The sequence below is a fragment of the Pseudomonas sp. yb_9 genome (assembly GCF_043103635.1).
Lineage (GTDB): Bacteria > Pseudomonadota > Gammaproteobacteria > Pseudomonadales > Pseudomonadaceae > Aquipseudomonas > Aquipseudomonas monteilii.
In genome coordinates this window covers 22,093-38,338 of record NZ_JBICKA010000075.1, presented here as the reverse complement: position 1 = coordinate 38,338, position 16,246 = coordinate 22,093, and the positions used below count along the sequence as shown (strand labels likewise).

Below are 16,246 nucleotides of genomic sequence, written 5' to 3'. Positions count from 1 at the left end.
GCAAGCCCGCTCCCACAGAGAGAGTGCGAAACCGAGGACAGAGAGGAGTCCCCCATGGCCAAGCGTTCCCGCCCGGCAGCCTTCATCGACGACCCGCTGTGGTACAAGGACGCCGTCATCTACCAGCTGCACATCAAGTCGTTCTTCGATTCGAACAACGACGGCATCGGCGACTTCGCCGGCCTGATCAGCAAGCTCGACTACATCGCCGAGCTGGGCGTCAACACCTTGTGGCTGCTGCCGTTCTACCCCTCGCCACGGCGCGACGACGGCTACGACATCGCCGAATACAAGGCCGTGCACCCTGATTACGGCAGCCTGGCTGACGCCCGTCGTTTCATCGCCGAGGCCCACAAGCGCGGCCTGCGGGTGATCACCGAGCTGGTCATCAACCACACCAGCGACCAGCACCCGTGGTTCCAGCGTGCCCGCCATGCCAAGCGCGGCAGCAAGGCGCGCGATTTCTATGTGTGGTCCGACGATGACCAGAAGTACGACGGCACGCGCATCATCTTTCTCGACACCGAAAAGTCCAACTGGACCTGGGACCCGGTCGCCGGCCAGTACTTCTGGCACCGCTTCTATTCGCACCAGCCCGACCTCAATTTCGACAATCCGCAGGTGCTCAAGGCGGTGATCGGCGTCATGCGTTTCTGGCTCGACCTGGGCGTCGATGGCTTGCGCCTGGATGCCATCCCCTACCTGATCGAACGCGACGGCACAAACAACGAAAACCTCGCAGAAACCCACGATGTCCTGAAGGCCATCCGCGCCGAGATCGACGCCAATTACCCCGATCGCATGCTGCTGGCCGAGGCCAACCAGTGGCCCGAAGACACCCGGCCGTACTTCGGCGAAGGCGAAGGCGACGAGTGCCACATGGCCTTCCACTTCCCGCTGATGCCGCGCATGTACATGGCCCTGGCCATGGAGGACCGTTTTCCGATCACCGACATCCTGCGCCAGACGCCGGAAATCCCCGCCAACTGCCAATGGGCGATCTTCCTGCGCAACCACGATGAGCTGACCCTGGAAATGGTCACCGACCGTGAGCGCGACTACCTGTGGAACTACTACGCCGAAGACCGCCGCGCCCGCATCAACCTGGGGATCCGCCGACGCCTGGCGCCACTGCTGCAGCGTGACCGCCGGCGTATCGAGCTGCTCACCAGCCTGCTGCTGTCGATGCCCGGCACACCGACCTTGTACTACGGCGACGAACTGGGCATGGGCGACAACATCTACCTGGGTGATCGCGATGGGGTGCGCACGCCCATGCAATGGTCGCCAGACCGCAACGGCGGCTTTTCGCGTGCCGACCCGCAGCGCCTGGTGTTGCCGCCGATCATGGACCCGCTGTACGGCTACCAGACCGTCAACGTCGAAGCCCAAAGCCACGACCCGCATTCATTGCTGAACTGGACGCGGCGCATGCTGGCGGTGCGCAAGCAGCAGAAGGCCTTTGGCCGCGGCAGCTTGCGCACGCTCACGCCCAGCAACCGGCGCATCCTCGCCTATATCCGCGAGCACACCGATGCTGAAGGCAATACCGAGGTGATCCTGTGCGTGGCCAACGTTTCCCGTGCCGCCCAGGCCGCCGAACTGGAATTGTCACACTACGCCGACAAAGTACCGGTGGAGATGCTCGGCGGCAGCGCCTTCCCGCCGATAGGCCAGTTGCCGTTCCTGCTCACCTTGCCACCCTATGCCTTCTACTGGTTCCTGCTGACTCCCCACGACCGCATGCCCAGTTGGCACGTCCAGGCCACCGAGGGGTTACCCGAATTGACTACGCTAGTGCTGCGCAAACGCTTGGAAGAATTGCTGGAGGCTCCGTCAAGCGACACCCTTCAACACAGCATCCTGCCGCAATACCTGCCAAAACGGCGCTGGTTCGCGGGCAAGGAAGGGCCAATCGACGCCGTCAGGCTGTGCTACGGCGTACGCTTCGGCACCGCCACCACGCCGGTTCTGCTCAGCGAAATCGAAGTGCTCAGCGACGGCACGGCCAATCGGTATCAGCTGCCGTTCGGCCTGCTGCGTGAAGAGGACATCAACACCGCGCTGCCGCAGCAACTGGCCCTGTCGCGGGTGCGCCGCGCCCATCAGGTCGGCCTGATCACCGATGCCTTCGTCCTCGAACCTTTCATCCGCGCCGTGCTGCGCGCCTGCCAGGAGGGCATTAGCCTGCCGTGTGGCAACGGCGAGGGTGAGCTGCGTTTCGAAAGCACGGCGCCGTTGGCAGGCCTGGCGTTGAACGACGAAAGTGCAGTGCGTTACCTCAGCGCCGAACAGTCCAACAGTTCGGTGGTGATCGGCGACCGGGTGGTGCTCAAGCTGATCCGCCGGGTCAACCCGGGTATCCACCCCGAACTGGAAATGAGTGCCTACCTCACCGCTGCCGGCTTTGCCAATATCTCGCCGTTGCTGGCCTGGGTCAGCCGGGTAGACGAACAACATACGCCCCATTTGCTGATGATTGCCCAGGGCTACCTGAACAACCAGGGCGATGCCTGGGCCTGGACCCAGAACACCTTGGAGCGGGCGATCCGCGACCAGATGGAGCCCACCGCCAATGATGTCGAGCCGCACACCGACGCGTTGGCCGAACTCAGCGGCTTCGCCGCCTTGCTTGGGCAGCGCCTGGGTGAAATGCACCTGCTGCTGGCCGCACCCACCGACGATGAGGCGTTCCGCCCGCGCCCCAGTGATGCCAGCGACAGCCAGCACTGGGCCACGCAGATCAGCGCCGAACTGACGCGCGCCCTCGACGTGCTGGCCCAGCACCGCGACAACCTCGACAGTGACAGCCAGGCCTTGGTCGACGACCTGCAGCAACAACGCGACGGCCTGGCCCAACACATCAGCCAGCTGGCCGGGCAGGCCCAGGGTGGCCTGCTGATGCGCGTGCACGGCGACCTCCATCTGGGCCAGGTGCTGGTGGTGCAGGGCGACGCTTACCTGATCGATTTTGAAGGCGAACCGTCCCGCCCACTGCAAGAGCGCCGGGCTAAACACAGCCCGTACAAGGATGTGAGCGGCGTGCTGCGATCCTTCGACTATGCTGCTGCCATGATCTTGCGCAGCGCGTCTGCGGTCGACCTTTCCGGCCCGGCGCGCCAGGCGCGTCAGCGGGTTGCCCGGCAGTACCTGCATCAGTCGCGCCACGCCTTCGTCGAAGCCTATGGCCTGGCCACCGCGGCCATGCCCCATGCCTGGCAACAGGCCCAGGGCGAGCGCGCCGCACTGGAACTGTTCTGCCTGGAAAAAGCCGCCTACGAAATTACATACGAAGCCGAGAACCGTCCAAGCTGGCTGGCCGTGCCTTTGCATGGCCTGCATGGACTGATCAGTACCTGGGGAGAGTCAGAATGAACGTTACAACGCGTGAAAACGGTGGCCTTCGGCAACGGGACCTCGACGCCCTGGCCCGCGCCGAACACGCCGATCCATTTGCGGTACTCGGCCCCCATGGCGACGGCGCGGGCGGGCAGGTGGTTCGCGCCTTTCTGCCCAACGCCCTGAATGTGCGCATCCTGGCGCGGCATGACGGGCGCATTCTTGCCGAAATGGAGCAGGGTAGCCTGCCTGGGTTGTTCAGCGCGCACCTTGATGAGGCACAGCCCTACCTGTTGCACATCGGCTGGGCCGGCGGCGAGCAGGTGACTGAAGACCCCTACAGCTTCGGCCCACAGCTGGGCGACATGGACCTTTATTTGTTCGCCGAAGGTAACCACCGCGATTTGTCCGGGCGTTTCGGCGCCCAGCCGATCCAGGTCGAGGGCATCGACGGCGTGTGCTTCTCGGTGTGGGCGCCCAATGCCCGCAGGGTGTCGGTAGTCGGTGATTTCAACAATTGGGACGGCCGCCGCCACCCCATGCGCCTGCGCCACAGCGCCGGGGTGTGGGAGCTGTTCGTGCCGCGCCTGGGCGTGGGCGAAACCTACAAATTTGAGGTGCTGGGCAAGGAGGGTATTCTGCCGCTGAAGGCCGACCCGCTGGCCCGCGCCACCGAATTGCCGCCGAGCACCGCGTCCAAGGTTGCCCATGCGCTGAGCTACGATTGGCAGGACCACGACTGGATGGCACAGCGCGCGCAGCGCCATGCCTATAACGCGCCGCTTTCGATCTACGAGCTGCACCCCGGGTCGTGGCGCTGCGAGCTGGATGAAGCGGGCGAAGTCGGGCGCTATTACAACTGGCGCGAACTGGCCGAGCGCCTGGTGCCTTACGTGCAGCAACTGGGCTTCACCCACATCGAACTGCTGCCGATCATGGAGCATCCGTTCGGCGGCTCCTGGGGCTACCAGCCGCTGTCGATGTTCGCGCCTACATCTCGCTACGGCAGTGCCGAGGACTTCGCCGCCTTCGTCGATGCCTGCCACCAGGGCGGCATTGGCGTGCTGCTGGACTGGGTGCCTGCGCATTTCCCCACCGATGAACACGGCCTGGCGCGCTTCGACGGCACCGCCCTGTACGAATACGACAACCCTCTGGAGGGCTACCACCAGGACTGGAACACCCTGATCTACAACCTGGGCCGCAACGAAGTGCGCGGCTTCATGATGGCCTCGGCCCTGCACTGGTTGAAGCACTTCCACATCGATGGCCTGCGGGTCGATGCGGTGGCTTCCATGCTGTACCGCGACTACTCGCGCAAGGCCGGCGAGTGGGTGCCCAACCGCTACGGCGGGCGTGAAAACCTGGAAGCCATCGACTTCATCCGCCACCTCAACGGCGTGGCGGCCCACGAGGCCCCGGGCGCGCTCATCATCGCCGAGGAGTCCACCGCCTGGCCCGGTGTCAGCCAGCCCACCCAGCAAGGCGGGCTGGGCTTTGCCTACAAGTGGAACATGGGCTGGATGCACGACACCCTGCATTACATCCAGAACGACCCGGTGCACCGCACCTATCACCACAACGAGATGAGCTTCGGGCTGATCTATGCCTACTCCGAGCACTTCATCCTGCCCATCTCCCACGACGAAGTGGTGCATGGCAAGCATTCGCTGATCGACAAGATGCCCGGCGACCGCTGGCAGAAGTTCGCCAACCTGCGTGCCTACCTCACTTTCATGTGGGCGCACCCGGGCAAGAAGCTGCTGTTCATGGGCTGCGAGTTCGGCCAGTGGCGTGAGTGGAACCATGACAGCGAACTGGACTGGTACCTGTTGCAGTACCCCGAGCACCAAGGCGTGCAGCGGCTGGTAAGCGATCTTAACCGGCTGTACCGCGAGGTGCCCGCACTGCATGAGCAGGACTGCCAGCCGCAGGGCTTCCAGTGGCTAATCGGTGATGATGCGCAGAACAGCGTGTACGCCTGGTTGCGCTGGAGCAGCAGTGGCGAGCCGGTGCTGGTGGTGGCCAACTTCACCCCGGTGCCGCGTGAGGGGTATCGGATTGGCGTGCCCTTTGGTGAGCGTTGGCAGGAGTTGTTGAACAGCGATGCTGAGCTGTATGCCGGGTCTAATGTGGGCAATCTGGGGGTGGTGGCCAGTGAGGCAGTGGCCAGTCATGGGCAGCCATTGTCGCTAGCCCTCAACTTGCCGCCGCTTGGGGTACTGATAATGAAACCGGCTTGAGATTGTTGGGGCTGCTGCGCAGCCCCAACAATGGCACAGGCCTACCACCGCATCCGCACCCCAAGGCTACCAATCAGCCCATTCAAATCATTGTCATCTACATCACTGCTGTAATCGGCGCTCACAAACAAGGCCACCAAAGGTGTCACCCGCGCCACCAGCCCCAAGCCCAATTCCACCGTGGTCGAGTAGCGCGAGCTGGAGATCTTGTCGACCTGGTCCAGCTTCACCTCGTCGGCATTGCTGAAGTCATACCACATGTTGGTCCGCACATAGGGTTCAATCGGCATGCCGCGCACTTCGTAGCGCCCGGACAATTTCGCACCCACCCGGCCACTCCAGCTCGGCTGGCTGTCGAAGGCCTGCAGGGTTTCTTCCTGCACCTGGTTACCGGGGAAGAACTGTTGGTTGATCAACTGTGCCTGAGGCTCGATCACCCAGTTGCCACCCAGGCGAATCGGGTACCCACCTTCCACCGAAAAGGTCATCGCGTGGCCGCTGTCGTCCACGCGCTGGCCGTTCTCGCCACGCCCCAGCACATCGATGCGCGAGCCCATGGCCACGGCGTCCAGGTGCCAGCCCTGTTCATGGGTCATGCTCCAGTACACGCCCAGGCTTTCCCCGCTCAGGTTCACCGCATTGCGCTGCTTGTCGCCCAACAGTGGGCGCATGCCGTTGAAGCTGCTTTGCAGGTTGTTGTGCCCCACGAAAATCCCGGCGCGGTGCACATTGCCCGCAGCCGTTTCACGCACGAACAGGTCCGGGCCGATCATCAGTTGCTGGCTGGGCGCCTCAAGCTGCTCCGGGGGTTGCGCGCCGTTGCGCGAGGTGGTCGGGAAAAACTGCGCCCACTGTCTGGCAACCAGGTCCGGTGCCGCCTGCCCGTGGCGTTCGCTCATCTTCTGTGAAAAGGCATTCAGCGTGCCGATGCTCAGGCCACTGGCGCTGACCGGGTCTAGCGAGAGCTGCGGCAGCGCAGACTGCTGCAAGAAGCCGGGCGAGGTGGGGTCACCTTGCAGCTCGTACGCGAACGTTTCCACCGGGGTTGCCAGAAGCATCGACGTGGAAACCGCGTAGAAAATGCTGTCGAAGCGCAAGGGGGTCGCGGTGCATTTCATGGCGGATCTCCTTTGTTTTTTGTGGGTTACAGCCCGAGGACCTGGCCTGTTGTCACGAGCTGTACGGCAAAACAGAGGGCGACCCAAACCAGCACGCCAGCCTGTGCAAGCGCGCACAAAGGCGCGAGCTAGAGGCCCGGCGCGAGAAATTTACGACTAGGTAAGGTTTCAGCTAAGGAGAGGACGCCGCTTGCGTCAAGAAAATGTGAAGAATCTGTTCACGCTTCGTGGTTTGGTTCAACCCCTTGATTAATCGAATAAACAGGTAAGGCATAGCCGGGTTCGCTATTTGCCGCGCCCCGGCTATGAAGAATGATTGCTAGAGGCTCACCGCATTGCCACTGGCAAGGGATTCAGTCTTCCTCGTGCTGCAACACCATCAGCAGCATCGACCGCCCTTTGACCTCGAACGTGCTGTCGAACTGCAGATGTTGCCCCTTGCGCAGCTCCGGCCGGTCGGTATCGACCAGACAGCTCCAGTACTCGCCCTCGGGCACGGCCGGCAACTTGAACGGCACGATGTCGTGGTGAGCATTGACGATCAGCAATACCGTGGCCTCGGCACCCGGCCGGGCAATACCGCTGACCTGCGCACGGCCGTCGATCAGCATGCCCAGGCAACGCCCGTGCGGGTCTTCCCACTGCTCGACGCTCATTTCGCTGCCATCGGGCGCCAGCCAGGTCACGTCCTTGACCCCGATGGCCTCATTGTAGTCCCCCACCAGAAAGCGCGAACGGCGCAGCACCGGGTAGGCCAGGCGCAGGCGGGTGAGGCGTTTGACGAAGGCCAGCAGCTCCTCGCCGTCCTGGTCCAGGTCCCAGTTCACCCAACCGATCTCGCTGTCCTGGCAGTAGGCGTTGTTATTGCCGTGCTGGGTACGGCTGAACTCGTCGCCGGCAACGATCATCGGCGTGCCTTGGGCCAGCAGCAAGGTGGCGAAGTAGTTGCGCATCTGGCGCATGCGCAAGGCATTGATGCCCGGGTCGTCGGTCGGCCCTTCCACGCCGCAGTTCCACGACAAGTTGTTGTCGGTGCCGTCCTGGTTGTTCTCGTCGTTGTCTTCGTTGTGCTTGTGGTTGTACGACACCAGGTCGCGCAGGGTGAAGCCATCGTGGGCGGTGACGAAGTTGACCGAGGCATACGGGCGCCGGCCACGGTTGTTGAACATATCGCCCGAGGCGGTCATGCGCGAGGCAAAGTCGGCCAGCTGGCCTTCGTCGCCTTTCCAGAACGCCCGCACGGTGTCGCGGAAGCGGTCGTTCCATTCGGCCCAGCCCGGGGCGAAATTGCCCACCTGATAGCCGCCGGGGCCGCAGTCCCAGGGTTCGGCAATCAGCTTGACCTGGCTCAGCATCGGGTCCTGTCGGCAGGCAACGAGAAAACCATGGCGCTCGCTGTAGCCTTCGCGGTAACGGCCCAGGATGGTTGCCAGGTCGAAGCGGAAGCCATCCACATGCATTTCGCCGGCCCAGTAGCGCAGCGAGTCGGTGACCAGTTGCAGCACGCAGGGGTGGCTCAGGTCCAGGGTGTTGCCGGTGCCGGAATCGTTGATGTAGTAGCGCTTGTCGTCCGGCATCAGGCGGTAGTACGAAGCGTTGTCGATGCCGCGCATCGACAGGGTGGGGCCACGCTCGTTGCCTTCGGCGGTGTGGTTGTAGACCACGTCCAGAATCACCTCCAGCCCGGCGTCGTGCAGGTGCGCGACCATTTCCTTGAATTCCGCGATCTTGCCGCTGGCCAGGTAGCGCGGGTGGGGGGCGAAGAAGGCGATGCTGTTATAGCCCCAGTAGTTGTTCAGCCCCTTGTCCAGCAAGTGCTGGTCGTTGACGAAGGCGTGGATGGGCAGCAACTCGATGCTGGAAACGCCCAGCTCCTTGATGTGCTTGAGCAACTCGTCATTGGCCAGGCCAGCAAAGGTGCCACGTAGTTCCTCCGGTACGGCCGGGTGGCGCATGCTGATGCCGCGGGTGTGCGCTTCGTAGATGATGGTGCGTTCCCAGGGGATGAGCACGCGCTGGTCGCGGCCCCAGGTGAACGCCGGATCGATCACCTTGCACTTGGGCACGAAAGGCGCGCTGTCGCGTTCGTCGAACGACAAGTCGCCGTCGGGGTGGCCGATGGTGTAGCCGAACAGCGCCTCGGACCATTTCAGGCTGCCGACCAGCTGTTTGGCGTAGGGGTCGATCAGCAGTTTGTTGGGGTTGAAGCGGTGGCCGTTCTCTGGCTCGTAAGGGCCGTACACCCGGTAGCCATAGACCAGGCCGGGGTGCGCGTCGGGCAGGTAGCCGTGGTAGATCTCGTCGGTGTATTCGGGCAGCTCGATGCGTTCGATTTCCTGCTCGCCGGTGGAGTCGAACAGGCACAGCTCGACCTTGGTGGCGTTGGCCGAGAACAGGGCGAAGTTGACCCCAAGGCCATCCCAGGTGGCGCCAAGGGGAAAGGGCAGGCCTTCGCGGATGCGCGATGGGGCAACTGAGCGGGTTTTCTTTGGGGTGCGGGGGCTCATGGCAATCCTCAGGGGGCCTTGGTTGAAGGGGAACTGTTTAGTCCTGCACCGGCCCCTTCGCGGGCTTGCCCGCTCCCACAAGGTCTCCACAGGGCTGGAGGTTGATGCTGTACCTGTGGGAGCGGGCGAGCCCGCGAAGAGGCCGGTGCAGGCTTAACCGGCAGCCGGTTTTTTCGCCGTCCGGGGCTTTTTCGCCGCAGCAGGTTTCACACCCGGCAGTGCAGCAACCTTGGGTTCTGCTGGTGCTTTGGGCTCAGCCGCTACCTTGGCCTTGGCCGGCGCCTTCTTGCGCGGTGCCGCCTTGGGTGCCAGGGCTTCAGCTTCGGCCAGCTTGCGGGCCATGTCCCAGTGGCGATCTTCCTCGCCTACAGGCTTACCCTCGGACTCCCAGATCTGGTAAGCGAATTCGCGAATACGTTTTTCATCGACACTCATCATGACGCTCCTGATGCTCAAGATTGTTGTATCAACAGGTTGACCGGAAACTCCGCCAGCACGGCGCTCAACATCAGCTCCCTTGAAGGGCTGACCGCCGCGTAAGGGAAAAGTCCCGTCGAGTTGGCAGGCGACAAGGCAAACGGTAGTACCAGCCGGGTGTCGTCCCAGTTCTGTGCCGGGATCAACGGGGTTGCGGCGCCGCCCAGCAGGCCACTGGCCAGGCGTGGGGCGACGACGATGGCGCGTTCGCCTTCACCCAGGCGGGCAAAGGCGATCACATGGTCTGCATGTCGGCCTTGTACCGTCAGCGGCAGGTAGGCGCCGCGGCGGAACAGGTCGGTATGGGCCTGGCGGCAGTCCAGCAGCCGGGCGATCAAGGCCTGCTTGATGCGGCCGTCGCGCCAGTGGGCCAGCAGCTCGGTGGCGGGCGTGGCATCGCCCAGGGTGGCCCGCCTGCAAGCGTAGTCCACGGCGCGACGGTTGTCCGGGTCGACCAGGCTGAAGTCCCAATACTCGTTGCCCTGGTACAGGTCGGGTACACCGGGCGTGGTCATGCGTAGCAAGGCCTGCACCAGGCCATTGAGGGCGCCGGGGCAGGCCAGCAGTTGCGCGGCATCGGCCACCGATTTGCGCAGCTGCTGGTTCTCGTTGTCCAGCAGCAGGCGGTCGATGTAACGAGCACAGGCGTTTTCGTAGGCGTCGTTCGGGGCGCTCCAGCTGCTGCGCAGCTTGGCTTCGCGCAAGGCCTTCTGCTGCCACTGGCGGATGCGGTCGGCGTACTGGCGCAGGGCGTTGCCGTCGTGCAGGTCGAGGTCCAGCGGCCAGCTGCCGAGCAGGGTTTGCAACAGCATCAGCTCGTCGCCGGGGCTGGGTGCAAGGCCATCGTCCAGCTGCATACGCAGGGGCTCGGCCAGTTCGCGCCAATGTTCTACCCGGCTGGCCAGCCAAGGGCCGCGCTCGCTGAGCACAGCCAGGCGTGCGCGGGTGTCTTCGCCGCGCTTGTGGTCGTGCGTGGCGGTGGCCAGCAGGTTGTCGGGGAAGTCGCGCAGGCGCCGCTGGGCTTCGTTGTGGAAGTGCATGGGCGAGGCGCTGAAACGTTCGGCCTCGAAGCCTACGTCGTTGCGCGACAGCAGCCGGGCACTGCGGTAGAAGGCGGTGTCTTCCACGGCCTTGGCGGCACTGGGCGCGGTCAGCTGCTGGAAACGCACGCAAGCATGGCGCAACTGCTTGCGGGCGCGGCCCGGTGGCAGGTGCCGCCAGCCTTGCCCGCCGAGCCATTGCTCAAGGTGCTCCAGCAGCGGCCAGTCGGCTTCGCCGAGGTCTTGCCGGGCATTGGCCAACGCTTGCTGGAAAAAACCTTCGTCTTCAGCCGGCCGCCCGCAGGCGTTGAAGTAGGTGCGGTACACCGGGTAATGCGCCACCAGGGCCTGCAAGGCCCGGCGAATGGCGCCCAGGGTCAGGTCGCGGGTCATCAGGTCGTTGCGCGCCACCTGCAACAGGGCCTGGGCTACCGATTCGCAGTCTCCAGCCAGGCTGGCGTTGAGCACCAGGTGGCGCGCCTGACGCACTTCTTCAGGGAAGTCCGGGCGCTCGGTGACGTTGGCCCACAGTTCCGTCAGCGGCGCTTCGCCAGCCGGGTCGTGCTGCAACAGCGAGATTTGGTTCATGAACTCGTAGCCGGTGGTGCCGTCGGTTAGCCAGTCTCGGTGCAGGTGCTCGTTGGCGCCGAGGATCTTCTCCACGTAGATCGGGAAGTGTTCCAGGGCAGCCTGCAAAGGCCGGCGTGCCAACAGGCCATCGACGCGCCGGCGCAGCTTGCGACAGTAGCCACGCGGGTCGGCAAGGCCGTCGATATGGTCGATGCGCAGGCCGTCCACCAGGCCGCGTTCGATCAGTTCGAACAGCTTGGCGTGGGTGGCCTCGAACACCGCCGTGCGTTCCACCCGCAGCCCGCCGAGTTCGTTGATGTCGAAAAAGCGGCGCCAGTTGATGTCGTCGGCGGCGGTGCGCCAGCTGGCCAGGCGGTAGGTCTGGCGCTCCAGCAGCAGGTGCAGGCGCTTGAAGCCGGCCTCGCTGCGGCTGTCGAACGCCAGCAGGGCCGAGTCGAGGTCGGCGCCCTCGCGGGTCAGGCGGGCCAGCTCGGCCTGCAGCGGGAGCGCATCGGCCAGCGGCGTGGCCGAGTCGTTCAAGGCGGTGAAGTGCTCGGCCAGGGCCTTCAGGGCCGGCTCCGGGCTGAGCGCCAGGATCCAGCCATAGTCGATCGGGCAGATCGGGAAGCGGTGCTCGTAATGCGCCACCTGCAGCAAGCCGTGATGCGGGTCGAATTCCAGCGGTATCTCGCCATCCTTCAATGCCACGCCATAGTCGCTGCCCAGGAATGGCAGCAGCAGTTGCCCGGCCAGCAGCGGGTCGCTGGAATGCCACTGGATGTCGAAGAATTCTGCATACGGGCTGCGCCGGCCCCAGGCCAGCACGCTTTGCCACCAGGGGTTGTCGGCGCCGCCCACGGCCATGTGGTTCGACACCGTGTCGAGGATCAGCCCCATGCCATGCTGGCGCAACGCGGCGACCAACCGCTCCAGCGCGGCCTCGCCGCCCAGCTCGGGGTTGACGCAGGTCGGGTCGACCACGTCGTAGCCATGGCGCGAGCCAGCACGGGCTTTGAGGATGGGCGATGCATACAGGTGGCTGATGCCCAGCTGGGCGAAGTACGGCACCAGCGGCACGGCATTGTCGAGGGTGAAGTCGCTGTGAAATTGCAGGCGCAGGGTCGCGGTGAGGGGCTTCATCGGTCACGCTCCCAGGCCTGTTCGCGGGCCTGGGCCAGCAGTTCCAGGCGCCGTGCGGCATCTTCGTCATCCAGCAGATCGCGCACTGGCAAGGCGAACCGCCGGCGCCAGTTGGGGTGCCCGGCGGTGGTGCCCGGCAGGTTGGGCTGCTCGTCACAACCGAGGAGGTCTTCCAAAGGCACCAGCACCAACGGCGCGCGGGTATGGCCGACGTAGCGGATGGCGGCATCGATCAGCGCGTCGTTGTCCTTCAACGCACCGTAGTTGGCTTCCAGGGTGCGGCGCAGGCCGTCGTGCTCTTTCTGGCGGTCATGGCGCCAGTGCAATTCGGTGGCGGCATCGATCAGCTGCAAGCGATGGCTCCAGTCGATGTCGCGGTTTTCCAGCCAGCCGGCCAAGGGCGCCAGGTCGTGGGTGCCGGTGGTGGCCAGCGCGTTGTCCGGCCAGTCGAGAATCGGCTTGAACTGGCCGGGCTGGGCTTGCTCGAAGGGCAGCACGCGCATGCCCAGCACGGCTTTTTCTGCCAGGGTTTCGCGCAGGCCATCGGGCACGGTGCCCAGGTCTTCGCCCAGGATGATCGCCTGATGGCGCACCGACTCCAGCGCCAGCAGGCGCAGCAGGTCGTCCAGTGGGTAATTGAGGTAGGCACCTTCACTGGGCTTGGCGCCCTGTGGGATCAGCCACAGCCGGCGCAGGCCCATTACGTGGTCGATGCGCAGCCCGCCCGCGTGGGCGAGGTTGGCCCGCAGCATTTCGATGAAGGCGCGGTAGCCATTGCGCTTGAGGCCTTCGGGCGAGAACGCGCAGATGCCCCAGTCCTGCCCGGCGCGGTTGAGGATGTCGGGCGGCGCACCCACCTTGAGGCCCGCCAGCAGTTCGTCCTGGCGGCTCCAGGCCTGGCTGCCGGCACCGTCGGCACCCACGGCCAGGTCGGCGATCAGGCCAATGCTCATGCCGTTGCTGCGGGCGGCGTCCTGCGCACGCTGCAGGCCCCGCTCGGTCAGCCATTGGCAAAAGGCATGGAACTCGATCTTGGCCGGGTAGGCGTTGGCAAAAGCTTCAACTTCCGGGTGGTAAGGGTCGTGCCAGGCCTTGGGCCAGTTGCGCCAGTCGGCGCCCAGGCCATGCTCTACCGCCTGTGCTTGCAGTACCTCGAAGCGGCAGTGGTGCTCAAGCGCCTGGCCGCCGGCTTCGCGGAAGCTGTCGAAATCCGTGCGCAGTGGATGGTTGCCCTGGCTAAAGCCCTGGTACAGCGCTTCGAGCAGGCGCAGTCGGGCGCTGGCGGCGCGTGGCCAATCGACCAGTGAACGTTGTTCCAGGTCTTCCAGTTGCTGCTCCAGGCCGCAGGCTTCGATGGCCTTGCGCACCTCCCGTTCACCCAGCAGCGCAGCGGGGCTGGCGTACAGGGTGTTGAGCAACAGGCGGCTGGAGGGTGAATAGGGGCTGTAGTGTTCCTGGTCGATGGCCGACAGGGCGTGGATCGGGCTGATGGCCAAGGCATCGGCGCCGCGTTCGGCAGCGGAGCGGGCCAGTTGCTCCAGCGCCAGGCAATCACCGTAGCCGCCGTCGCCAGGGCGGCGCAGGCTGTACAGCTGCACGGCCAAGCCCCAGCAGCGCGGCGGGGGGTGCGGCACCTTGTCTTCCAGGCTGTGACAGCGCGGCGGTGCCACGGCCACGGTGAAGCGGCGGCTGTCGATTTCAACGTGGTGGTAGCCTATGGGTAGCTCGCCGGGCAGGCGCGCCTGATCGTCGAGGCTGAGGGTAAGCGAGGTGTGGTCTTCCAGGGTGCAGTGCGCGACGCTGGCCGCGCTGAAGTAGCGTGCCAGCGCCAGCGGCTGGCCAAGGTCGGCGGTCAGCAGAGGTGGCAGGTGCTCGCTGTCTTCTGTGGCCTCCACAGCGCGCAGGCTGGTGGCAATGGCGGTGTCATCGGCGGCCGGGTGGCCCAGGCCTTCCAGGATACTGCGCAGCACCTCATCACTGACGCGCTGGGGCCGGGCGTTGGCGTCGACCCAGTCGCGGCTCAGCCCGACGCGGTTTGCCAAGCGGTGCAGGGCGGTTTCGCTCATGGACGCTCCAGATCAGGGGGAAGCAGGCTGACCACGCAGCTGTAGGCAGCCAGTTGGCTATCGGGGTGTCGGGTGTCGCTGCTGTCGAACAGCCAAGTGGAGGCTGCGGGTAATTCGATGGACTGCGGTGTGTCGCCCAGGTTCAGGTCGATACGCAGGGTGTTGCCATCGCCCAGGCGCCAGCGTGCGGTCAGCGCCTTTTCGCCGTGCACCTCGGTGCCCAGTGAACGGCTACCGGGCAGGTGCGGGATGACATGACGGCGACGCAGGCCGAGCAGTTGCTGGTACAGGCCGTGCCAGCCGGCGATCACTTCCTTGTTTTGCGGGCGTGACGCTTCGAAGGTCTGTTCGGCGTTGGGGTCGGGAATACGCGCGCGTTGCTCGGGGTCGGCGAACGCGTTGAAGTGGGCGAATTCGCCGCGCCGGCCTTCGCGCACGGCATCGGCCAGCTGGTCATGAAAGTCGGTGAAAAACAGGAACGGCTGGCAGCTGCCATCGTCGTCGCCCATGAACAGCAGCGGGATCATCGGTGCCAACAGCAGCAGGCCAGTGGCCGCCCGCAAGGCCGGCGGCGGGCACAGGCGGGTCAGGCGTTCGCCCAGGGCGCGGTTGCCGACCTGGTCGTGGTTTTGCAGGAACAATACAAAAGAACTGGGCGCCAAATGACCACTGGGTTCACCGCGTGGTGTGCCATGGCGGTTGGCCTGGCCCTGGAACACGAAGCCTTCGGCCAGGCAGCGCGCCAGTTGCTCGATGGGGCGTTGCTGGTAATCGGCATAGTAGCCTTCGGTTTCACCGGTCAGCAGCACGTGCAGGGCATTGTGGCCGTCGTCGTTCCACTGGGCGTCGAAGCCTTGCTCCAGCAGGCCGGCCTGGTTGTGCTCGTTTTCCAGCACCAGCCACACCTGGCGGCCGGGTTCCACGGCGGCGCGCACGCGTTGCGCCAGTTCGATCAGGAAGTCGGGCTGGTCGATGGCATGCACGGCATCCAGGCGCAGGCCGTCGCAGCGGTAGTCGCACAGCCACATCAGGGCGTTCTGGATGAAGTACTCGCGCACCTGCGGGCGGCGGAAGTCGATGGCGGCGCCCCAGGGCGTCTGCCGGTCTTCGCGGAAGAACGGGCTGGCGTATTGGTGCAGGTAATTGCCGTCGGGGCCGAAGTGGTTGTACACCACGTCCACCAGCACCATCAGCCCCAGGCCGTGGGCCTGGTCGACCAGTGCACACAGCTGCTCGGGGGGGCCGTAGGTGTTTTGTGGCGCGAACGGCAGCACGCCGTCGTAGCCCCAGTTGCGCTCGCCGGGGAACTGCCCCAGCGGCATCAGCTCAATGGCACTGATGCCCAGCTCGGCGAGGCGCGGCAAATGCCGGGCGACGCCGTCGTAGCCATCGAGCAAGCCGACATGCAGCTCTTGGATCACCGCTTCGTGCCAGGGCCGACCTTGCCACGTGTGTTGCCAAGGGTAACCGGCCACATCCACCACTTGGCTCGGCCCCTGTACCCCTTCAGGCTGGTAGCGCGAGGCCGGGTCGGCAACCCGCAGTTCGCCGTCAACGCGGTAGTGGTAACGGTCACCGGCCTGGCACGGGGCCACGCCGGTGTACCAGCCCTCTTCATCCGGCAGCAGCGCGATGGCCGGCTGCTGCTCCAGTTCCACGCTCACGCTGCGCGCATCGGGTGCCCAGAGGGCGAAGCGCGCCGACGTGGCGTCCAGCAAGTGTGCGCCATGCCTGTGCATCTTCTGA

General features: G+C 65.0%; 8 protein-coding genes. 2 read left to right on the top strand and 6 right to left on the bottom strand.

Features of this window, described 5'->3' with window-relative positions; genetic code table 11:
* The first annotated feature begins 54 nt into the window (after positions 1 to 54).
* Together treS and glgB are read left to right on the top strand one after the other, a co-directional pair.
* Positions 55 to 3,375 (top strand): maltose alpha-D-glucosyltransferase, encoded by a 3,321-nt coding sequence (treS, locus tag ACF8MI_RS20145; protein WP_060497785.1) that lies wholly within the window; start codon positions 55 to 57, stop codon positions 3,373 to 3,375.
* Complete coding sequence (gene glgB / locus ACF8MI_RS20140; protein ID WP_200928642.1) at positions 3,372 to 5,582, top strand: 1,4-alpha-glucan branching protein GlgB; 2,211 nt, start codon at positions 3,372 to 3,374, stop codon at positions 5,580 to 5,582. Before treS ends, glgB begins: the two co-directional genes overlap by 4 nt.
* A gap of 41 nt (positions 5,583 to 5,623) precedes the next feature.
* On the opposite strand, the gene ACF8MI_RS20135 is transcribed toward glgB, so the two are convergent.
* From ACF8MI_RS20135 to treZ, 6 genes are all read right to left on the bottom strand, one after another.
* The gene (locus ACF8MI_RS20135; protein WP_200928641.1) at positions 5,624 to 6,700 is read right to left on the bottom strand and encodes an autotransporter outer membrane beta-barrel domain-containing protein; all 1,077 of its coding nucleotides are present in this window, start codon (positions 6,698 to 6,700) and stop codon (positions 5,624 to 5,626) included.
* A 353-nt stretch (positions 6,701 to 7,053) separates the two neighbouring features.
* Positions 7,054 to 9,207: a glycogen debranching protein GlgX gene (gene glgX / locus ACF8MI_RS20130; RefSeq protein WP_019096701.1), complete on the bottom strand. Its 2,154-nt coding sequence runs from the start codon at positions 9,205 to 9,207 to the stop codon at positions 7,054 to 7,056.
* A gap of 153 nt (positions 9,208 to 9,360) precedes the next feature.
* On the bottom strand, positions 9,361 to 9,645 hold the full coding sequence (locus ACF8MI_RS20125) for a DUF2934 domain-containing protein (RefSeq protein WP_200928640.1): 285 nt from the start codon (positions 9,643 to 9,645) through the stop codon (positions 9,361 to 9,363).
* A 14-nt stretch (positions 9,646 to 9,659) separates the two neighbouring features.
* Entirely contained in the window at positions 9,660 to 12,434 is a 2,775-nt protein-coding gene (locus ACF8MI_RS20120; RefSeq protein ID WP_200928639.1) for a malto-oligosyltrehalose synthase, read from the bottom strand.
* On the bottom strand, positions 12,431 to 14,500 hold the full coding sequence (gene malQ / locus ACF8MI_RS20115) for a 4-alpha-glucanotransferase (RefSeq protein WP_392517743.1): 2,070 nt from the start codon (positions 14,498 to 14,500) through the stop codon (positions 12,431 to 12,433). Before malQ ends, ACF8MI_RS20120 begins: the two co-directional genes overlap by 4 nt.
* Entirely contained in the window at positions 14,497 to 16,239 is a 1,743-nt protein-coding gene (gene treZ, locus ACF8MI_RS20110; RefSeq protein ID WP_060497779.1) for a malto-oligosyltrehalose trehalohydrolase, read from the bottom strand. Before treZ ends, malQ begins: the two co-directional genes overlap by 4 nt.
* Between the last annotated feature and the right edge of the window lie 7 nt (positions 16,240 to 16,246).